The organism is Actinoplanes sp. NPDC049599, from assembly GCF_044465625.1.
In the GTDB taxonomy this organism is placed as follows: Bacteria; Actinomycetota; Actinomycetes; order Mycobacteriales; family Micromonosporaceae; genus Actinoplanes.
Map to the genome: position 1 here is coordinate 15,232 of NZ_JBITLX010000008.1, position 18,383 is coordinate 33,614.

The following is an 18,383-nucleotide window of genomic DNA, read 5'->3' on the forward strand; positions in this document are numbered from 1 at the left end:
CACGCTAGCCGTCGTTCGCCGCTCGGGGAGGCACCACCGTTATGAGGCTCCGTCACGCCACTTTGGCCGTCGCCATGCTGACCGTGTTCAGCGTCACGGGCTGCGGGGACGACCCGGACGACCCGGCCCCGGCCGCGCCGGCGCCGAGCGTCTCCGCCGTGCCGTCGGTCGGCGGCGGGCTGGGTGACCCGGGCGCCTCCGCGGATCCGGGTACGCCGCCCACCGAGGGCACGTCGACCGCCAAACCGCCCAAGAAGGGCGACGGGGCGGCCCAGGGGCCGGCCGGCAAGCCCGCCACCACACCCTGAACGGCGTTCACAGCTCCCGCTCAGCGGCCCACGGCTAGCGTGGGCGCATGTCTGCCCTCACGACCCGGCTCCGCCGTGCCCTGCCCCGGATGACGCGGCGGCGGGTGGTGGCCGGTTCGGCGGTCGTCGTCCTGCTCGCCGCCCTGATCGTCTGGGCCGCGCTGCCCGAGCGCCACTCCTGGACCGCGGTGGACCAGCGGCTGACCGTGCTCTCCGGCCCGTCCGGCACCGAGCCGGTCGACCTGGACACCCGGCTCTACCTGCCGTCCGGCGACGGCAAGGCACCCGCGGTGCTGCTCGGGCACGGCTTCGGCGGCACCAAGAACTCGGTCCGCGACGACGCGGAGTCCCTGGCCGACCGCGGGTACGCGGTGCTGACCTGGACCGCCCGCGGCTTCGGCGCCAGCGCCGGCGAGATCCACCTGAACTCGCCGGACTACGAGGTCAAGGACGCCCAGCGGCTGCTGGACTGGCTGGCCGGCCAGCCCCGGGTGCAGACCGACGCGGCCGGCGACCCCCGGGTCGGCGTGGTCGGCGGCTCGTACGGCGGCGCCCTGGCGCTGCTGCTCGCCGCCCAGGACCCGCGGGTCGACGCGATCGTCCCGCTGATCACCTGGAACGACCTCGGCAAGGCGTTCTTCCCGCAGTCGGCGTCCGGGGTGAGCGCACCGGGCGTATTCAAGAAAAGCTGGGCCGGCCTGTTCTTCGGCAACGGCTCCGGCCCCCTGCTCGGCGGCGGCGGTGAGCAGGCTCCGGCGCCGCGGAACCCGGCGTGCGGCCGCTTCGCCGCCGATGTCTGCGCCGCGTACCTGAAGATGGCGACCACCGGCACGCCGGACGCCGCCACCACCGCGCTGCTCCAGCGCTCCAGCCCGGCGCCGGTGCTCAGCAAGATCAAGGCGCCGACGCTGCTCATCCAGGGCGCGGTGGACACGCTGTTCCCGCTCTCGGAGGCGGACGCCAACGCCAAGGGCATCGCGGCGACCGGCACGCCGGTCCGGGTCGCCTGGTTCACCGGCGGCCACGACGGCGGCGCCGGCCCGCAGACCGACCAGGACCGCACCAAGTTCCTCACCGCGCAGTGGCTCGACCACTACGTGAAGAAGGACGGCGCCGCCCCGGAGACCAGCTTCACCTACTCGCGGGTGGCCGGCTTCAGCGCGCTGGACCGCGGGCTGGTCACCAACGGCTACTCCGACCCGACGTACCCCGGCCTGACCGGGACCGGCCGCGCCGAGGTCACCGTCGGCGGCGCCGCCCAGCAGATCGCCAACCCGCCGAACGGCAACCCGGGCGGGCTCTCCTCGCTGCCCGGCGTGGGCGGGCAGCTCAGCTCGCTGCTCGGCGGCGTGGCCGGCGACCTGGCCGGCCAGCACGCCGAGTTCGACTCGGCGCCGGTCACCGACGCGATCGAGGTGGTCGGCGCGCCCACCGTACGGCTCCGCGCGGCCTCACCGACCGGCACGGCGACGCTGTTCGTCAAGCTCTACGACGTCGACCCGAACGGCACCGCCACGCTCAGCGGCGGCCTGCTCGCCCCGCTGCGGCTCACCGGGCTGCCCACCGACGTCGCGGCCGCCCAGCCGGTCACCGTGACCCTGCCCGGCATCGTCCGCCGGATCGACGCCGGGCACACCGTCCGGATCACCGTGGCCACCTCCGACCAGGCCTTCCTGACCCCGCCGGACCCGGTCACCTACACCGTGGCGGTCGAGCCGGCGGTCAGCCTGCCGACGGTGGTGGGCACGCCGATCGCCAACCCCCAGGTGGTCTGGCGGTACGTGCTGCTGGCCGTGCTCGCGGTCATCGCGGTCGGCGTCGCGGTGGTGCTGACCGTGCGCCGCCGCCGGCTGCGCCGTCAGGAGGCCCCGACGATCGACGAGTACGCCGAGACGCCGCTGATCGTGCGCGGGCTGCGGAAGGCGTACGGAGACGGCTTCGTCGCGGTGGAACGGGTCGACTTCACGGTCGAACGCGGCCAGGTGGTCGGCCTGCTCGGCCCCAACGGCGCGGGCAAGACCACCACGCTGCGGGTGCTGATGGGCCTGACCATGCCGACCGAGGGCGACGCGCTGGTGTTCGGGCACCGGCTCGAACCCGGCTCGCCGGTGCTGTCCCGGGTCGGCGCGCTGGTCGAAGGGCCGGGCTTCCTGCCGCACCTGACCGGGTTGCAGAACCTGCACGCGTACTGGCAGGCGACCGGCCGGCCGGCGGCGGACGCCCGGTTCGACGAGGCGCTGGAGATCGCCGGGCTCGGCGACTCGGTGCACCGCCGCACCAAGAACTACAGCCACGGCATGCGCCAGCGGCTGGCCATCGCCCAGGCCATGCTCGGCCTGCCCGAGCTGCTGGTGCTCGACGAGCCGACGGACGGCCTGGACCCGCCGCAGATCGCCGAGATGCGCCGGGTGCTCAAGCGCTACGCCACCGACGGCCGGGCGGTGCTGGTCTCCAGCCACCTGCTGGCCGAGGTCGAGCAGACGTGTACCCACGCGGTGGTGGTCAACAAGGGCCGGATCGTCGCGGCGGGACCGGTCGACGACATCGTCGGCGAGTCCCCGTCGGTGCAGCTGGAGGTCTCCGACGTGGCCGCCGCCGAGCTGGTGCTGGCCGGCCTGGACGTCCGCTCGGTCACCCCGGACGGCACGTCGGGGCTGATCGTGGACATGAACGGCACGCCCCGCGCCGAGGTGGTCGCCTCGCTGGTGCGCGCGGGTGTCGGGGTGGACCGGGTGGTGCCCCGGCGCCGCCTGGAGGACGCGTTCCTGGCCCTGGTGGGCGACAACTCGCGAGGAAGTGGAGACCGATGAGCGCCGCTGCGACGGGCTACCGGGCAACGGCCACCATGCCGCTGCTGGCCGAGGTACGCCGGCAGGCCTCCCGCCGCCGGACCCAGCTGGCCCTGGGCTTCATGGCGGTGCTGCCGCTGATCATCCTGCTGGCCTTCGAGTTCGGCGGGGACGGCGGCGACGACGACAACGGCGGCGGGGCGTTCTCCAGCCTGGTCGACCTGGCCACCTCGGGCGGGCTGAACTTCGCCCTGTTCAGCCTGCTGGTGTCGTCGGGCTTCCTGCTGATCGTGGTGGTCGCGCTGTTCTGCGGCGACACGGTGGCGAGCGAGGCGAGCTGGGGCAGCCTGCGCTACCTGCTGGCGATCCCGGTGCCCCGGGCCCGGCTGCTCGGCGTGAAGCTGGCCGTGGCGCTGGGCTACTCGCTGCTGGCCCTGGTCACCCTGGTCGGCACGGCCCTGCTGATCGGCACCCTGCGATACGGCTGGCACCCGCTCGGCAGCACGGTGGCGGCGGAGATCCCGGCCGGCGAGGGCGTGCTGCGCCTGGTGGGCATCGTCGCGTACCTGGCGGTGATCCTGCTGGTGGTGGCCGGCCTGGCGTTCCTGCTGTCGGTGCTGACGGACGCGGCCCTGGGCGCGGTCGGCGGCGCGGTGCTGCTCTGGATCCTGTCCGGCATCCTGGACCAGATCACCGCGCTGGGCTCGATCCGCGACTTCCTGCCGACCCACTTCAGCGACGCCTGGCTGGGGCTGCTGTCCACCCCGATGCAGACGGACGACATGGTGAAGGGCGCGATCTCGGCGATCTGCTACGCGACGGTCTTCTGGGGGCTGGCGTTCTACCGCTTCACCCGCAAGGACATCACTTCGTAGCGGTTCGCGGTGTGGTGTCGAGGGCTGTCTCCAGCGGTCATTTCGGGCTCAGCGCCGGTCTTTGACAGTTGTCCAGCAGGGATTGCGTCGCTTCAAGATCTGCCGCCGGCGCGCTCTGCCACTCAGGGCTGAACGCCGTGGTCGGGCCACCTCCCCAGGGGCGGATCTTGGAGCGCTGGATCGAGTCAGCCCGACCCCCACTCCACAAGATCCACGACACCGCGCCGCGGTCAGCAGACCTTGGAACGCTGAAGCGACCACGGCGCTCCAAGATCCGCCGGCCGCGCACCTTCCGCCCGCAGCCGCCCCGTCCCGCTCTGCCGCAGGACGCCGGCAAAGGTCGAGCCGCCCGCAGCCGCCCCGTCCCGCCCTGCCACAGGACGCCGACAAAGGTCAAGCCGCCCGCAGCCCCGACATCGCCGCCCACCAGCGGATCTTGGAGAGCTAACCCGATCCAGCAGAACCGCTCGACTTTCGCCATTTCTGGATCACGGTCCCCGGTGATCCAGCCACGTTGCCGGGTTCATCCGGTATGCGGGATTGGCAGTAGTAGAGGTTGAGGGGTTCATCTCAGGAGGAAAGGGACGCGAGTGGTGGACCTTGTAGCGGTGTGGTTCGGCTGGAACGTTTTAGCTCACCAAGATCCGGGGGAAGGCTGCCGCTGAGGCTGCGACGGCACTGAATGGCGAAAGTCGACAGAACCGAAATGCTCCAAGATCTGTCACTCGCGCACTCTGCCACTCGGAGCCGGCCACGTCACCCACGCCGCCGCGTCACCCACGCCGCCACACCGCCGCGTCACCCACACCGCCACACCGCCACGCCGCCGCCGCGTTACCCACGCCCCCGCCGGCAGATCTTGGAAGCTGATTCTGGAGAACGATCCTTGACCCGCACGCACCAGGCACCCCGACAAAGGCTGAGCGGCGGCCCACCCCGCCAGGTGGACCGCCGCTGGTCTGTGGCCGTTCGGGTCAGCTGTTCAGCAGCTGGAGCATCTGCTGGATCTGGTCGGCCCGCGACGCCCGGACCCGCTCCGCGAAGGCCTTCGCCTCGGCGTTGCTGCCCTGCTTGGTCTCCAGGTGCGCCATCTCCACCGCATTGTGCTGGTGGGCGACGAACAGGTTCAGGAACGTCCGCTCGAACTCCGCACCCTTCGCCTTCTTCAGCGCCGCGATCTCCTCCGGGCCGGTTGCCGGGAGGCCGCCGTGGTCGGCGTGGGCGTTCGGGGCGTGGTCCACAGTGGTCGGCGCGTTCCACTGCTTCAGCCAGCCGGTCATCATCGTGACCTCGTCCGACTGGGTGGCGTCGACGGCCTGGGCCAGGGTGCGGAGCTCGGCGCGCTTGGCGTTCTTCTCCGCCAGCCGGACCATTTCCAGGCCCTGCTCGTGGTGCGCCACCATCATCTGCAGGTACATCACGTCGGTCTCGTTGTGGGCGCCTTCGGCCTGCACCGCCGCCTTGGCCTCGGTGACCTGGTTGGCCGGCGTGGCCGGGGCGGTGCCGCAGGCGCCCAGCAGCAGCGCCGCCGAGATCAGGACTGTCGCGTAGCGGAGCTTCACAGCGGCAGCCAGAGGGCAAGGGTGTAGATGGACGGCTCCCAGCTGCGGATCGACGAGTGGCCCTGGCGGCACTCGTACGTCTTGCCCTCGTAGGTCACCTTGTCACCGGTCTTGTAGGTGACCCCGGCCGCCCAGGCGCCGCCGCCGGAAGAGACAGGGGCCGTCGTGGTCGGCTTTGAAGTCGGCGGGGTGGTCGGTGCCTTCGTCGGCGCGGTCGTCGTCGGCGCGGTCGTCGGGGTCGTGCCGCCGGAGCCGCCGCTGCCGCCCACGTTCAGGTCGATGCAGCTGTAGAACGCCATCGGGGTGTCGCCGATGTTCCAGACCGCGAGCACCTTCTGCCTGCCCGGGAACGCGCTCAGGTCCACGTTGTGCGTGACCACCGCGTCGGGCTGGGCGTTGCCGCCGTCGACCGTCGCGACCTTCTTGTCGCCGATGAAGTATTCCCAGTTGCTGGTGCGGTGCCGGGCCGTCATCACCCAGGTGAAGGCGACCTTGCTGGCGACCGCCTTGGCGGGCCAGTTGCGGCTCTCGTCGGCCAGCACCGAGAAGCCGGCCACCCCGCCGTTGCACGACTTCTGGCCCTTGGGCGCCTCGACGCTCTGCGGCTCGAACTGGATCGGGCCGCAGTCGGGGACCGCGCGGGACGCGCACAGGGCCTGCCGGCTGGGCGGTGCGGAGACGTAACCGTGCGCCAGTGCGGGTGAGGCGACGACGAGCGTCGAGCCGAGTGCTCCGAGTGCCACCAGCGGATAAGCGATGGACCTGCGCATCGTCTTGGGTCTCCCAACGTGTCGTCCGGTTCTGACGGCGGGAAACGTAACGAGGCGTTCCATAAGGCAGCCTTAACGGCACCGGAAACAATCATGAAGCCGTGCCCCGGCGGCGCCGGCCGGCCGGGCGCGGGGCCACCACGGCCCGGTCACCATCCGGTACGGGCAGCAGCATCGCGATCCGCGCCCCGCCCAGCGGCCCCCGGTCGATCACCAGCCGCCCACCGGCCGCCTCGGCGACCCGGCGCACGATGTCCAGGCCCAGCCCCGACGAGCCGGCCCCGCTGACCCCACGCTGCACGGCGGCGCCCGGGTTGCTGATCCCCGGACCGGCGTCGTCGACCAGCAGGCCGGCCTCGGAGACGGTGACCCGGAAGGCCACGCCCTCGGGCGTGTGCGCGAAGACGTTGCCGAGCAGGGCGTCCACGGCCAGGATCAGCTCGCTGCGCGGCAGCGGCACCGGTACGGGGTGATCACCGCCGACCACCTTCCAGGGCCGCGCCTGGTCCTCGGCCAGCGCCGACCAGAAGGCCAGCCGCTCGGCCAGCACCTCGACCAGGTCCGAGCGCTGGGCGCCGCGGGCCTCGACGCCGAGCCGCGCCCCCGCGATGATCGCCTCGAGTTCCTCGTCGAGCATGTCGCAGGCCTGCCGCATCCGGTCCGCGATCAGCCCCGGAGGCATGGTCTCGGCGTCCAGCCGCAGCGCGGTGAGCGGGGTGCGCAGCCGGTGCGACAGGTCGGCGGCGAGTTCCCGTTCGGCGTCCAGCAGCCGGCGCAGGTCACCGGCCATGGTGTTGAAGGCCATCGCGGCGTCGCGCAGCTCGGGCGGCCCGGACGGGGTCACCCGGGCGGTGAGCTCGCCCGCGCCCAGCCGCCGGCTGGAACCGGCGAGGTCCTGGGTGGCGCGGACCAGCCGGCTGCCGAGCCGGTCGGCGACCAGCACCGAGCCCGCCACCAGCACGATGGCCAGCCCGCCGAGGGCGAACCAGGCCGCCCACACCCCGCGGCGCATCTCCGCCTCCGGGACGTAGACCTCGATCACCACGGCCCGGCCGTCGCTGAGCACGCTGGGCTGCAGGTAGGCGACACCACCGGCGGCGGTGGCGGTCACCGGGCGGCGGTACGCGGTGGCCGACGCGACATCCGTGCTGGTGACGTGGGTGGCGCCGACCGGCGCGATGCCGGGCAGGTGCACCGCCAGCCGGCCTGCGCTGCCCGCCACGGTGCTGGCGACGGCGCTGGTCAGCAGCTTGGGATCGGCGTCGACGGCGAGCGCGGCAACCATCGCCGCGGCCTGCTGGCGGGCGTCGCCGATGGCCCGGTCGTGGGCGATCTGCCGGGTCGCGAACGTCAGCGGCACCAGGAACGCCAGGGCCACCATCGAGGTGATGGCCAGCGCGAGCCGGTTCAGCTCCCATCTCATGACGGGTCGACCATCATCACGCCGACCCCGCGCACGGTGTGCAGGAACCGCGGCGCGGCGGCGGTCTCGCCGAGCTTGCGGCGCAGCCAGGAGATGTGCACGTCGATGGTCTGCTCCTCACCGATCCGCGACTGGTTCCACACCTCGGTCAGCAGCTCGCGCCGGCTGATCACCTGGCCGACCCGTTCGGCCAGGTAGGTGAGCACGTCGAACTCGCGCCGGGTGAGCTGCAGCGGCTTGCCGTGCAGCGACGCCTTGCGCTGCCGCGGGCTGATCACCAGCTCACCCACGGTGATGGTGTTCGGGCTGGTGTCGGCCGCGACCCGGGCCCGCCGGAGCACCGCCTCGATCCGCGCCAGGATGTGCCCGCCGGAGAACGGCTTGGTCACGTAGTCGTCGGCGCCCGCGCTGAGCAGCGTGATGATGTCGGCCTCGGCGCGCCGGGCGGTGGCCACGATGACCGGCACGTCGGAGACGGACCGCATCATCCGCAGCGCGTCGGTGCCGTCGATGTCCGGCAGGCCGAGATCGAGGATCACCAGGTCCGGCCGCTCCTCGGTGAGGATCTTCAGCGCCTCGCCGGCCTGGCCGACCGGCCGCACCACGTGACCGGCGTCGGACAGGGCCCGGGTCAGGGCGGCCGTGATGTTCCGGTCGTCCTCGACCAGCAGGATCAGCGCCATGCGACAACCCTAGGCCCAAGTGGGATCATGGCTTCGTGCGATCTTCCCGTCTGGTTCCGGTGCTCGGCTGGTGCGCCGCCACGCTGACCAGCGTGGCGCTGGCCTCGGTGGCGATGCTGCCGGTCCTGCGGACCGCCACGCCGGACGGGAGCGCCCTGGTCTCGGTGGATCAGCTGCGTGATGCCGGCGCGGCCGAGCCGACGCCGCAGCCGTCGGCGAGCGTCGCCGCGGCCGACCCGGAGCCGGAGCCGAGCGCCCCGGCGACACCGTCACGCAGCCGCGACACCAAGCCCGGCGGCACGCCGTCCCGGTCCTCGGCCACGCCCACCCCGGCGCGGACGACCGCGCCGGCGGAGAGCACCACGACCACCGAGGACGGCTGGACGGTGACCACGGACGGTGACGGCACCAAGTCGTACGTGCGGTCGTTCCGGGTCGACGGGGGGTCGGCGGTGATCCGGATGACCGAGGACAAGGTCGAGGTGGTCACGGCCACGCCGAGCGACGGCTACTCGGTGGCGACCGTGCAGAACAGCCCGGACAACCTCGCGGTCTACTTCAACGAGGTCAACCACAGCTTCATCATCCACGCCGTGTGGAATGTGGACAAACCATTCGTTGAGGTCAGCGAGATCGGCAAGTAGGCCGTCCGGCAGCCGTCGCCGCGATGACGGCCGTGATTCACGTGGATGCCTTGCGGCGTCACTAGCGTCCGCCCGATGACATCCGCGCCAGATGTGAGCGTCGTCATCCCCACCCGCTTCCGGCCCGGCCTGGTCCGGCGCGCCGTGCTCGGCGTGCTCGCGCAGACCATGCCGGACCTCGAGGTCATCGTCGTCGTCGACGGGCCCGACGACGAGACCTGCCACGCCCTCGCGGCGATCGCCGACCCGCGCCTGCGGGTGCTGGTGCAGCCGGCCAAGGGCGGCGCGCCGAACGCCCGCAACCTGGGCGCCCGGGCCGCCCGCGGCCGCTGGACCGCGATGCTCGACGACGATGACGAGTGGCTGCCGCAGAAGCTCGAGGTGCAGCTCAAGCTGGCCCACTCGGCCCGGGCGGCGACACCGATCGTGGCCAGCCGCCTGATCAACCGCACCCCCCGGGCCGAGTCGGTGATGCCGCGCCGGCTGCCCGAGCCGGACGAGCCGATCAGTGAGTACCTGACCGTACGGCGGGGGCTGTTCTACGGCGACGGGTTCATCCAGACCTCGACCATCCTGGCGCCGACCGAGCTGTTCCACCGGGTGCCGTTCACCGTCGGGCTGCGCCGCCAGCAGGAGCTCGACTGGACGCTGCGGGCCGTACGGCACGGGGACGTGGAGCTGCTCGTGGCGCCGGAGCCGCTCGTGGTCTGGCATCAGGACGAGGACCGTGACCGGATCAGCCTGCACATGCCGTGGCGCCAGCAGCTGGAGTGGTTGCGGCGCAGCCGGGAGCTGTTCACCCCGCGGGCGTACGCGGCGTTCACGATGAGCGTGCTCAGCTCGATGGCTGCCACCACCCGCAGCCCCTCGGTGTTCCGGGAGCTGCTCCGCGAGGCGCGGACGCACGGCCGGCCGGGCGCCATCGACTACCTCACCTTCCTGCAGATCTGGGGCGTCCCGCCGCAGGTCCGCCGGGCGCTGCGGGACAAGGTGCTGGGCCGGGACCGGGCCGATGCCTAGGGTCGTCATCTGGCGCAGCGCGATGCTCTCCGGCTCGGAGACGTTCGTCCGTAACCACGGCGCCGCGCTGAGCCGCTGGCAGCCGGCGTATCTCGGCGCGACCCGGGTGCCGTCGGTGCTGGCCGAGCGGACCGACGTCATCGCGTTCCCGGAGACCACCGCGGGCCGGCGCGCGTTCCTGCGGTTGCGGCTGACCGGCTCCTCGCCGCGGCTGACCGGGCTGCTGGCCGGGCTGCGCCCGGACCTGGTGCACGCGCACTTCGGCGGGGACGGCTGGCTGGTCAGCCGGGCCGCCGCCGATCTCCGGGTGCCGCTGGTGGTGACGGTGCACGGCCACGACGTGACCCGGCAACCGGAGACCGCCGGGGCCCGGGGCGCCCGCTACCGGCGCAACCTGCGGACGGTGTTCGACCGGGCCACGGTCGTCCTGGCCGTCTCGGCACACATCCGGGACCGGGCTGTCGCCCTCGGCGCCGACCCGGACAAGGTGCTCGTCCACCACACCGGCGTGCCGATGACGCCGCTGCTCGACCGGCCGAAGAAGTGGGACGTGATCTTCGTCGGCCGGTTCGTCGAGAAGAAGGGCGTCGACGATCTGATCGACGCCCTGGCCGCCCTGCCCGCGCCGGGCCCACGGGCGCTGTTCATCGGCACCGGGCCGCTGGAGGCGGCGATGCGCGCCCGCGCGGCCGGGCACGGCCTGGCCGCCACGTTCCTCGGCGCGCAGGCCCCGGACCAGGTCACCCGGCATCTGGCCGAGTCACGCCTGCTGGCCGCGCCGGCCCGGACGGCGGCGGACGGCGACTCCGAGGGGTTGCCGACCACGATCCTGGAGGCCGCGGCCCAGGGCCTGCCCACGGTCTCCACCCGGCACAGCGGGATCCCGGAGGCGGTGCTCCACGGCGAGACCGGGCTGCTGGGCGCCGAGGGCGACAGCACGGCGACCGCCCACCACATCCAGAAGCTGCTGGGCAACCCGAGCCTGCGCGACCGGCTCGGCCGCCAGGCCCGCGCGCACGTCGAGGCGCACTTCGACCTGCACCGCCAGTCCCGCCTGCTGGAGGACCTCTACGACGCGGTCAGCGCCGGCGCACCCGCCGGACGGCCCGGCGCACAGCCTTGGCGCCGCTGAGCAGGGCCCGCCCCGGCGCCGCCGCGCCGAGCACCAGGTTGATCCGCCGGACCCGGGTCAGCTCGGCCTCGCGGTCGGTGAGCATCCGCTCGTACCAGTGGTGTCTGGCCCGGGCCTGGGCCAGCTCGGTCGTGAGCCGCTCCCGGGCCAGCAGCAACTCCCGGTAGCCGAGCGGCGGTTCGTCGGCCGGTTCCGGGACCTCCAGCTCACGGCCGGTCATCGCGGCCAGCGTGCCGGCCAGGTCGGCGGCGCCCGCCGGGGCCGGCCAGGGATGCGGATACCCGCCGTCGATCAGGAACGCGGCAAGACGCCGCAGCGCCTCGCCCGGGTCCCCCGCCGCGGCGGCCGCCTGCTCGGCCGGCAGCAGCGCGGTCAGCGTCGCGTCGGGGCCGACCACCACCTGATCGGCCGGGACGCCGGCCGCCGGGCCGTCCAGCCACGAGCCGAGCAGCTCGCGCACCGCCGGCAGGTCCCGCGCCAGGGCCGCCCGCAGCAGCAGGTCCTGCAGGGTCGGCCCGGCCGGCAGCGCCGGCTCAGGCACCGGACCCGAGGTGCAGATCCAGGCCGGGGCCAGCGCTGCCGCGGCCCCGTGCCGGGCCGCGCCGACCGCCACCGGCCGCGGGTCCAGCAGCACCGGCCCGGCCGCCGCGCACGCCTGGGTGAGCAGGGCCGCCACCGCCCCGGCCACCCGGTCGTCGGCCAGCACGCCGGCGCCCAGCAGCAGCGTCGGCGCCAGCGGGTCCGGATAGCCGACCAGGCCCCGGACCGGGCCGCCGAGCCGCTCCCGCAGCTGGTCCAGCCCGCGGGGCCGGGTCGGGTCGTGCCCGGCCGCGGCGGTCCACTCGTCGTCGCGCGGACCGCCCGGCAGCCGGACCAGCCGGTGCAGGCCGAAGTGGTTCTCCACCGCGAGCACCAGCGTGCCGCCGGGCCGGAGCAGCGCCAGCAGCTGGTCCAGCGTCTGCCCCCACGGCTGCTCGACGCCCTCGGCCGAGATCAGCCGCTCCAGCCCGGCCAGCGCGATCACCGTGTCGAACGGCGTGTCGGCGGTGAACTTGGCCAGCCCGCCGCAGCAGACCGTCGCCGCCGGGAAGCGGCCGGCCAGCGCCTCGGCGTCGTCGACGCCGCGGACCAGCAGCGTGAGGCCGTCCGCGGGGACCTGGGCGATCAGGTCCGGGTGGTGCGGTCCGGCGACGAGGGTACGGCCACCCGGGGCCGCCGCCACCAGCGAACCGAACGCGGCACCGCGCGCCACGGCGGGCTCGGACCAGCGCAGCATCTCGTCGCCGAGCAGAACCGGGTTCATGAGGCAACCTTCCAGCCGAGGATCCGGCGCAGTTCGGTGGCTGGCAGCAGCCGGTCGGCGCCCAGCTCGGCGACGGCGACCGCGTACGCCGCATCCCGGTCGACGCTGGCGCCGTGCAGCTCGGGCCACTGCCGGCGGATCCGCTCGTTGCCGCCGAAGGCCGGGTTCTCCCGGTGGAGCAGCATGGGATCGCCGTACACCGCCGGTTCGCAGCCGGCCAGGGTGCCGTAGAGGACCGCGCTGCAGAGCCGGTTCGAGGCCACCCGCCGGTGTCCGCGCAGCTCCGCGAGCTGGCGGTCGAGGAACAACGGGTCCAGGTCCGTCCAGCGGCCGCCGCGGTAGCCGTGGCAGATGACCCGGAAACCGGCCCGTTCGTAGCGCCGGCGGACGCTCGCCGTGCGGTACTCCTGCCAGTACAGGCAGACGGTGACCGGGCCGGGCTCGGTGGCCCGGATCTCGGCGATCAGGCGGGCGTGGTCGCCAAGGACGTGCTGACCCTCCCAGCCGTGGAACGGGTACCAGATCGTGCCGTCCCGCCGTACCGGATCATCGGTCGGCCGGCGCAGCAGGTACGCCCAGGGTGAGCCGACGACGTAGGTCTCCCGGCGGCCCAGCGACCAGGCCCGGCGCCGGGTCCGCTCGGACCAGAGCAGCACCGGTACGCCCGGCACGAACTCGTGGTCGGCGGCGAGGCCGTCGCCGATGTTCCAGCCGTGCTGGAGGTAGCCGTGCACCCGGGGTGGGTCGGCCGCGTCCAGCCCGCAGTAGCGGGCGAGCACGTGCGTGTGCCCGTAGTAGTGGTTGGCGTGGTGCACGCCCCATCCGATCCCACCCAGGCGACCGGGATGTGACGCCCGGGTGTCCGGCGCGGGATCAGGCGCAGACGACCTGGACGCCCGCGTCGCGGAAGGCGGCCAGCAGCTCCTCGGGCGCGCCGGAGTCGGTCACCAGCGTCTCCACCTTGCTGATCGGGCAGATCCGGGCGAACGCGTGCCCGCCCAGCTTGGACGAGTCGGCGATCACCACGACCCGCTTGGCCCGGGCCACCATCAGGCTGTTCATCGCGGCCTCGCCCTCGTGGTGTGCGGCGGCGCCCAGCTCGACGTCGAGCGCGTCCACCCCGAGCAGCACGATGTCCAGGGTGACCTCCTTGAGCAGCGCCCCGCCCAGCGGCCCGACCAGCTCGAAGGACTGCGGGCGGACCACGCCGCCGGCCACCACGATCTTCATCCGGGAGCGGACCAGCAGCTCGTTGGCGATGTTCAGCGCGTTGGTCACCACGGTGAGCTGGGCGCCGTCGCCGCTGGTGTTGAGGTCGGGGCGGACCGCCAGGGCCCGGGCCACCTCGGTCATCGTGGTGCCGCCGTTGAGCCCGACCACGGTGCCCGGCAGCACCAGGTTGGCCGCCGCCTCGCCGATGCGCTGCTTCTCGGCCGAGTGCTTGGCGCTCTTGTACCGCAGCGGCAGATCGTAGGAGACCCCGCTGGCGACCGCGCCGCCCCGGGTCCGGGTGATCATCTGCTGCTGGGCGAGCTGGTCGAAGTCGCGGCGGATCGTCGCCTGCGAGACGTCGAGCCGGCCGGCCGCGTCCTCGACGGTGACCCGCCCGCTCTCGGCCAGTAACTCGAGCAGGGCATTCCACCGCGCGTACCGGTCCACCCGAGCTCCCTGCTGCACGTTTCGTGATAAGAGTGTGCACATTAGTGCGCGAAACCTCACGAAGCAAAGAGTGTGCCTGCTCGAACACGCTCCGGTGGTTGCGGATGCGCAGACCTTCCACGCAGAATGACGCTCGAAATACCGGTGAACCGAGCGCATCTGCGCAGGCGATTGTAGGGAAAACTGCCATGAGTCACGTCAAGGTGGAGATCGCCAGCCAGCCCGACTGCTGGCTGCAGGCCGCAAAGCTCGCCGACTCGCCGGGCCTGCCCGGCCGCGGCGAGCGGGTGGCGGTCGTCGGGTGCGGCACCTCCTGGCACATGGCCAAGGCGTACGCGGCCCTGCGCGAACAGTCCGCGCTGGGCGAGACCGACGCCTTCCAGGCCTCCGAGTACCCGCTGGGCCGCAGCTACGACCGGGTGGTCGCGATCACCCGCTCCGGCACGACCACCGAGGTCATCGACCTGCTCGACGCCCTGGACGGCCGGACGCCGACCACCGTGGTCACCGCCGACGGTGCCGAGCCGGCCGCCGCGCTGGCCCGCGACGCCGTGGTCCTCGACTTCGCCGACGAGCTGTCGGTCGTGCAGACCCGCTTCGCCACCAGCGCGCTCGCCCTGCTCCGTGCCCACCTCGGCGTGGACATCGAGCCGATCGCCGCCGACGCCGAGGTGGCCGTACGGCTGCCGCTGCCGGTGCACCCCGCGCTGGCCCAGCAGATCACCTTCCTGGGCCGCGGCTGGACCGTCGGGCTCGCCGAGGAGGCCGCCCTCAAGTGCCGCGAGGCCGCGTCCTGGTGGGCCGAGGCGTACCCGGCGATGGACTACCGGCACGGGCCCATCTCGATCGCCGGGCCCGGCCGGGTGGTCTGGGCGTTCGGCGAGATCCCGCCCGGCCTGGCCGACGACGTGGAGGCCACCGGCGCCGCCTTCGTGCACAGCCGCTACAACGGCGGCTACGCCGCGCTGGGCAGCTGGTGCAGCGGCCGGGCCCCGCTCGACCCGATGGCGGACCTCGTGGTGGCCCAGCGGGTCGCCGTGCTGCTCGCCACCAGCCAGGGGCTCGACCCGGACCACCCGCGTAACCTCACCCGCTCGGTCGTCCTCAGATGACCGGCCTGCCCGCCGAGCCGCTGGTCGCGCCTTGAGCACCGACGTCGTGGTGGCGCTCGACGTCGGCGGCACCGGCATGAAGTGCGCCCTGGTCCGGCCGGACGGCACGGTCCACCACGCCGAGCGGCATCCGACCCTGGCGGCCCGCGGGCCGGAGGCGGTCACCGCGAACATCCTCGACGTCGCCGCCGGCCTGGCCGACCGGGCCCGCGCCGACGGGCTGAACCCGGTCGCGGCCGGGGTGGCGGTGCCCGGGGTGGTCGACGAGGAGACCGGCACCGCCGTCTGGTCCAGCAACGTGGGCTTCCGCGACGTACCGCTGCGGGCGCTGGTCGCCGAGCGCCTGGGCGTGCCCGCCGCGCTCGGTCACGACGTCCGGGTCGGCGGCATGGCCGAGGCCCGCCTGGGCGCGGGCCGCGACCAGCGGCACGTGCTCTTCATCGCGATCGGCACCGGCATCGCGGCCGCCCACGTGATCGACGGCAAGGCGCTGGCCGGGGCGCACGGCGCGGCCGGCGAGGTCGGCCACGTCATCGTGCGGCCCGGCGGCCCGCCGTGCGGCTGCGGCGCCCGCGGCTGCCTGGAATCGGTGGCCTCGGCCTCGGCGGTCGGCCGCCGGTACGTGGAACTGTCCGGCGTCACCGGGGTCACCGCCTCCGACGTGGTGGCCCGCGCGGCGGCCGGCGAGGAGCTGGCCAGAACCGTCTGGACCGAGGCGGTCGAGGCGTTCGCGGACGGCCTGCTCACCGCCCAGGCGCTGTACGACGCCGGGATCGTGGTGCTCGGCGGCGGGCTCGCCGAGTCCGGGGAGGCGCTGCTGGCCCCGCTGCGGATCGCGCTCGACGCCCGGATCACGTTCCACCGGATGCCGCGGATCGTCCGCGCGGCGCTCGGCGACACGGCGGGCTGCCTCGGCGCGGCGCTGCTGGCCCTCGACAGCCTGGAGGCACCCTCTTGACGGAGAAGATCAGCGGCCGCGTCGTCCGGCCCGGCGCGGTGGTGCCCGGGTACGTCGAGGTGGACGGGCCGACGATTCTGGACGTCACGGAGCAGGGCCGCGCGGGCGAGGACATCATCGTGCCGGGTTTTGTGGACCTGCACTGCCACGGCGGGGGCGGGCACACGTTCACCCAGGGCGTGGCCGCGCAGGCCCGGGCGGCGGCGGCGTTCCATCTGCGCCACGGGACCACGACGATGCTGGCGAGCCTGGTCAGCTCCCCGTACGAGCTGATGCGTTCGGCGACGGCCGCGTACCTGCCGCTGGTGGCCGACGGGACGATCGCCGGGGTGCATTTCGAGGGGCCGTACCTGTCGCACGCGCGCTGCGGGGCGCAGAACCCGGCGCACCTGCGGGAGCCGTCGCAGGCGGAGCTGACCACACTGGTCGGGCTGGGCGGGGTCCGGATGGTCACCATCGCACCCGAGCTGCCCGGCGCCCTGGACGCGGTGCGCTTCCTCGCTGATCGTGGGGTGATCGCTGCGCTCGGGCACACCGATGCGACGTACGAGCAGACCCTGGCCGGGATCGCGGCGGGCGCGACCGTGGGCACCCACCTGTGCAACGGCATGCGCCCGGCCCACCACCGCGAGCCGGGCCCGATCGTGGCCCTGCTGGACTCCCCCACGATCGTCTGCGAACTGGTCGCCGACGGCGTCCACCTGCACGACGGCATGCTGCGCTTCGCCGCACACACCGCGGGCCCGGACCGGACGGCGCTGGTCACGGACGCGATGGACGCGGCGGGCATGCCGGACGGCCGGTACGAGCTGGGCGGCCAGGAGGTGACGGTCGCCGACCGGGTGGCCCGGCTGGCCCGGGACGGCTCGATCGCGGGCAGCACGCTGACCATGGACGCGGCGTTCCGCCAGGCGGTCGGCGCGGGCCTGGACCTGCCGACGGTGGCGGCGATGGCGGCGACCACGCCGGCCCGCACGCTGGGGCTGGCGCACGAGCTGGGTGCGCTGGAGGCCGGGCTGCGGGCCGACCTGGTGGTGCTGAGCCCGGACCTGACGGTCAAGCGCGTGATGCGGGCCGGCGCCTGGGTGTGAGGCCCTTCAGATCATGAAGGGCCGGTGCGAGCATGGCGGCATGCGGGAAGTGCTCGACCTGATCGACAACGTGCTCCGCGATGTCGCGCTGAGCGAGGACGCCATGCGCTGGGCCCCGGAAAGCGTCCCCGACCTACGGATCCGGGTGCACCGGGAATGGCCGGCCCGCCGGCAGGCGACCTGGCGCTGGTGGTGCGAGACCTGCCGGCAGCCGCTGCCCCAGCCGCACTGGTGGGTGAACGGCGTGCCCGCCGGCGGGGTGGTGCTGAGCAGCGGCATGCGGGCGTTCCACCAGACGACCGACCCGCGCAACCCCCGGCACGCACTCGTCGAGCGCGTCTTCTCGCCGGACCCGGTGCCCGGCATCGGGCTTTCTTCCGGACCGAGTGCCTAGCGTCGGCCTTCTGCCGGACCCGATGCCTAGCGTCGGCGCATGGAGATCCGGGATCGAGTACCGGTGCGGGTGAACTGCGTGGTGCCGAGTTGGATCGGCCTGGACCGCGCCAAGGCCGAGCTGGCCGCGATGACCCCGGCACTACGCGCCGAGCTGCCCCCGCTGATCCCACCGGCCGAGCCGGCGGCGGCGGTGTCCGGCTTCATCCGCGACGACGCCCTGACCGGCCGGGTCGCGGTGCTGGAGGGCGGCCGGCCCCGCCACCTCCTGGTAGACTGAATCACTGCACGGGAAAGTGATTCAAGGAGGTGATGGTGGTGACCACGACGCAGGTCGGCACGCTCATCGACCGCGCCCGGATGGCCGCCGGCCTCAGCCAACGCTCCCTCGCCGACGCGGCTCGGATATCGCAGCCGACCCTGTCGCGGATCATCTCCGGCGACCGGACGGCGAAGCTCCCGGAGATCGTCGCGATCGCGTGGGCCACCGGACACACCGTTGCCCAGCTCACCGGCACCAGCACCGTGGCCGACCGCGTCCAGTGCGCGGCCCGGGCCACCAACGACTCCGGCATGGAGGCCATGCGGCAGGCGCTGCTGCACTTCCTCGAAGTCGACGACTATCTGGATGAGCAGGCCATCCCGGCCACGATCTGACGGT

At 73.6% G+C, this 18,383-nt stretch carries 19 protein-coding genes; 12 read left to right on the top strand and 7 right to left on the bottom strand.

The annotated features are described in order from the left end of the window. Positions 1 to 41: 41 nt before the first annotated feature. From ACIBQZ_RS16705 to ACIBQZ_RS16715, 3 genes are read left to right on the top strand one after another with little or no spacing between them, the layout of a single operon-like run. On the top strand, positions 42 to 308 hold the full coding sequence (locus tag ACIBQZ_RS16705; RefSeq protein ID WP_396089517.1) for a hypothetical protein: 267 nt from the start codon (positions 42 to 44) through the stop codon (positions 306 to 308). A gap of 47 nt (positions 309 to 355) precedes the next feature. Further along, on the top strand, positions 356 to 3,118 hold the full coding sequence (locus ACIBQZ_RS16710) for an alpha/beta fold hydrolase (protein ID WP_396089518.1): 2,763 nt from the start codon (positions 356 to 358) through the stop codon (positions 3,116 to 3,118). Then, positions 3,115 to 3,972, top strand: coding sequence for an ABC transporter permease (locus tag ACIBQZ_RS16715; RefSeq protein ID WP_396089519.1), 858 nt, complete (start codon positions 3,115 to 3,117; stop codon positions 3,970 to 3,972). Before ACIBQZ_RS16710 ends, ACIBQZ_RS16715 begins: the two co-directional genes overlap by 4 nt. Before the next feature lie 974 nt (positions 3,973 to 4,946). On the opposite strand, the gene ACIBQZ_RS16720 is transcribed toward ACIBQZ_RS16715, so the two are convergent. The 4 genes from ACIBQZ_RS16720 to ACIBQZ_RS16735 form a co-directional block, all read right to left on the bottom strand. Continuing rightward, positions 4,947 to 5,489 (bottom strand): DUF305 domain-containing protein, encoded by a 543-nt coding sequence (locus ACIBQZ_RS16720; protein WP_396089808.1) that lies wholly within the window; start codon positions 5,487 to 5,489, stop codon positions 4,947 to 4,949. A gap of 41 nt (positions 5,490 to 5,530) precedes the next feature. After that, positions 5,531 to 6,304, bottom strand: a complete 774-nt coding sequence (locus tag ACIBQZ_RS16725) for a lytic polysaccharide monooxygenase (RefSeq protein ID WP_396089520.1) — start codon at positions 6,302 to 6,304, stop codon at positions 5,531 to 5,533. A 91-nt stretch (positions 6,305 to 6,395) separates the two neighbouring features. After that, the gene (locus ACIBQZ_RS16730) at positions 6,396 to 7,727 is read right to left on the bottom strand and encodes a sensor histidine kinase (RefSeq protein WP_396089522.1); all 1,332 of its coding nucleotides are present in this window, start codon (positions 7,725 to 7,727) and stop codon (positions 6,396 to 6,398) included. Continuing rightward, positions 7,724 to 8,410 (bottom strand): response regulator transcription factor, encoded by a 687-nt coding sequence (locus ACIBQZ_RS16735; protein WP_396089523.1) that lies wholly within the window; start codon positions 8,408 to 8,410, stop codon positions 7,724 to 7,726. Before ACIBQZ_RS16735 ends, ACIBQZ_RS16730 begins: the two co-directional genes overlap by 4 nt. 35 nt (positions 8,411 to 8,445) lie before the next feature. On the opposite strand from ACIBQZ_RS16735, the gene ACIBQZ_RS16740 reads away from it, so the two are divergent. The 3 genes from ACIBQZ_RS16740 to ACIBQZ_RS16750 all read left to right on the top strand — a co-directional run bounded on the left by ACIBQZ_RS16740 (position 8,446) and on the right by ACIBQZ_RS16750 (position 11,206). Further along, a complete protein-coding gene (locus ACIBQZ_RS16740; protein WP_396089524.1) occupies positions 8,446 to 9,054 on the top strand; it encodes a DNA mismatch repair protein MutL in 609 nt (202 codons plus the stop codon). A 75-nt stretch (positions 9,055 to 9,129) separates the two neighbouring features. Then, a complete protein-coding gene (locus ACIBQZ_RS16745) occupies positions 9,130 to 10,074 on the top strand; it encodes a glycosyltransferase family 2 protein (protein ID WP_396089525.1) in 945 nt (314 codons plus the stop codon). Then, positions 10,067 to 11,206 carry a glycosyltransferase gene (locus tag ACIBQZ_RS16750; protein WP_396089526.1) on the top strand — a complete coding sequence of 380 codons (1,140 nt, stop codon included), beginning with the start codon at positions 10,067 to 10,069 and terminating at the stop codon, positions 11,204 to 11,206. The genes ACIBQZ_RS16745 and ACIBQZ_RS16750 overlap by 8 nt, the downstream gene beginning before the upstream one ends. Here the strand turns inward: ACIBQZ_RS16750 and ACIBQZ_RS16755 are convergent. The 3 genes from ACIBQZ_RS16755 to ACIBQZ_RS16765 are packed head-to-tail and all read right to left on the bottom strand — an operon-like array spanning position 11,154 to position 14,168. Continuing rightward, positions 11,154 to 12,509: a hypothetical protein gene (locus ACIBQZ_RS16755; RefSeq protein ID WP_396089527.1), complete on the bottom strand. Its 1,356-nt coding sequence runs from the start codon at positions 12,507 to 12,509 to the stop codon at positions 11,154 to 11,156. The genes ACIBQZ_RS16750 and ACIBQZ_RS16755 overlap by 53 nt on opposite strands. After that, entirely contained in the window at positions 12,506 to 13,324 is an 819-nt protein-coding gene (locus ACIBQZ_RS16760; protein WP_396089529.1) for a hypothetical protein, read from the bottom strand. Before ACIBQZ_RS16760 ends, ACIBQZ_RS16755 begins: the two co-directional genes overlap by 4 nt. A 58-nt stretch (positions 13,325 to 13,382) precedes the next feature. Further along, on the bottom strand, positions 13,383 to 14,168 hold the full coding sequence (locus tag ACIBQZ_RS16765; RefSeq protein WP_396089530.1) for a DeoR/GlpR family DNA-binding transcription regulator: 786 nt from the start codon (positions 14,166 to 14,168) through the stop codon (positions 13,383 to 13,385). A 188-nt stretch (positions 14,169 to 14,356) separates the two neighbouring features. Between ACIBQZ_RS16765 and ACIBQZ_RS16770 the strand changes: the two genes are divergently transcribed. Genes ACIBQZ_RS16770 through ACIBQZ_RS16795 form a run of 6 tightly spaced genes read left to right on the top strand, consistent with a single transcriptional unit; the run spans position 14,357 to position 18,379 of the window. After that, the gene (locus tag ACIBQZ_RS16770; protein WP_396089532.1) at positions 14,357 to 15,280 is read left to right on the top strand and encodes an SIS domain-containing protein; all 924 of its coding nucleotides are present in this window, start codon (positions 14,357 to 14,359) and stop codon (positions 15,278 to 15,280) included. Between the two features lie 31 nt (positions 15,281 to 15,311). Then, complete coding sequence (locus ACIBQZ_RS16775) at positions 15,312 to 16,238, top strand: ROK family protein (RefSeq protein ID WP_396089533.1); 927 nt, start codon at positions 15,312 to 15,314, stop codon at positions 16,236 to 16,238. Then, positions 16,235 to 17,329, top strand: coding sequence for an N-acetylglucosamine-6-phosphate deacetylase (gene nagA, locus ACIBQZ_RS16780; RefSeq protein WP_396089534.1), 1,095 nt, complete (start codon positions 16,235 to 16,237; stop codon positions 17,327 to 17,329). Before ACIBQZ_RS16775 ends, nagA begins: the two co-directional genes overlap by 4 nt. Positions 17,330 to 17,369: 40 nt before the next feature. Then, on the top strand, positions 17,370 to 17,723 hold the full coding sequence (locus tag ACIBQZ_RS16785) for a hypothetical protein (RefSeq protein WP_396089535.1): 354 nt from the start codon (positions 17,370 to 17,372) through the stop codon (positions 17,721 to 17,723). A 39-nt stretch (positions 17,724 to 17,762) separates the two neighbouring features. Beyond that, the gene (locus ACIBQZ_RS16790) at positions 17,763 to 18,002 is read left to right on the top strand and encodes a hypothetical protein (protein ID WP_396089536.1); all 240 of its coding nucleotides are present in this window, start codon (positions 17,763 to 17,765) and stop codon (positions 18,000 to 18,002) included. Between the two features lie 32 nt (positions 18,003 to 18,034). Then, complete coding sequence (locus tag ACIBQZ_RS16795) at positions 18,035 to 18,379, top strand: helix-turn-helix domain-containing protein (protein ID WP_396089537.1); 345 nt, start codon at positions 18,035 to 18,037, stop codon at positions 18,377 to 18,379. Positions 18,380 to 18,383: the final 4 nt, after the last annotated feature.

Bases quoted from the DNA above. Each gene is read 5' to 3' on its own strand.
- ACIBQZ_RS16705 (WP_396089517.1), top strand. From the start codon at position 42: ATGAGGCTCCGTCACGCCACTTTGGCCGTCGCCATGCTGACCGTGTTC.
- ACIBQZ_RS16710 (WP_396089518.1), top strand. From the start codon at position 356: ATGTCTGCCCTCACGACCCGGCTCCGCCGTGCCCTGCCCCGGATGACG.
- ACIBQZ_RS16715 (WP_396089519.1), top strand. From the start codon at position 3,115: ATGAGCGCCGCTGCGACGGGCTACCGGGCAACGGCCACCATGCCGCTG.
- ACIBQZ_RS16725 (WP_396089520.1), bottom strand. From the start codon at position 6,304: ATGCGCAGGTCCATCGCTTATCCGCTGGTGGCACTCGGAGCACTCGGC.
- ACIBQZ_RS16730 (WP_396089522.1), bottom strand. From the start codon at position 7,727: ATGAGATGGGAGCTGAACCGGCTCGCGCTGGCCATCACCTCGATGGTG.
- ACIBQZ_RS16735 (WP_396089523.1), bottom strand. From the start codon at position 8,410: ATGGCGCTGATCCTGCTGGTCGAGGACGACCGGAACATCACGGCCGCC.
- ACIBQZ_RS16745 (WP_396089525.1), top strand. From the start codon at position 9,130: ATGACATCCGCGCCAGATGTGAGCGTCGTCATCCCCACCCGCTTCCGG.
- ACIBQZ_RS16750 (WP_396089526.1), top strand. From the start codon at position 10,067: ATGCCTAGGGTCGTCATCTGGCGCAGCGCGATGCTCTCCGGCTCGGAG.
- ACIBQZ_RS16755 (WP_396089527.1), bottom strand. From the start codon at position 12,509: ATGAACCCGGTTCTGCTCGGCGACGAGATGCTGCGCTGGTCCGAGCCC.
- ACIBQZ_RS16770 (WP_396089532.1), top strand. From the start codon at position 14,357: ATGAGTCACGTCAAGGTGGAGATCGCCAGCCAGCCCGACTGCTGGCTG.
- ACIBQZ_RS16785 (WP_396089535.1), top strand. From the start codon at position 17,370: ATGCGGGAAGTGCTCGACCTGATCGACAACGTGCTCCGCGATGTCGCG.
- ACIBQZ_RS16790 (WP_396089536.1), top strand. From the start codon at position 17,763: ATGGAGATCCGGGATCGAGTACCGGTGCGGGTGAACTGCGTGGTGCCG.
- ACIBQZ_RS16795 (WP_396089537.1), top strand. From the start codon at position 18,035: ATGGTGGTGACCACGACGCAGGTCGGCACGCTCATCGACCGCGCCCGG.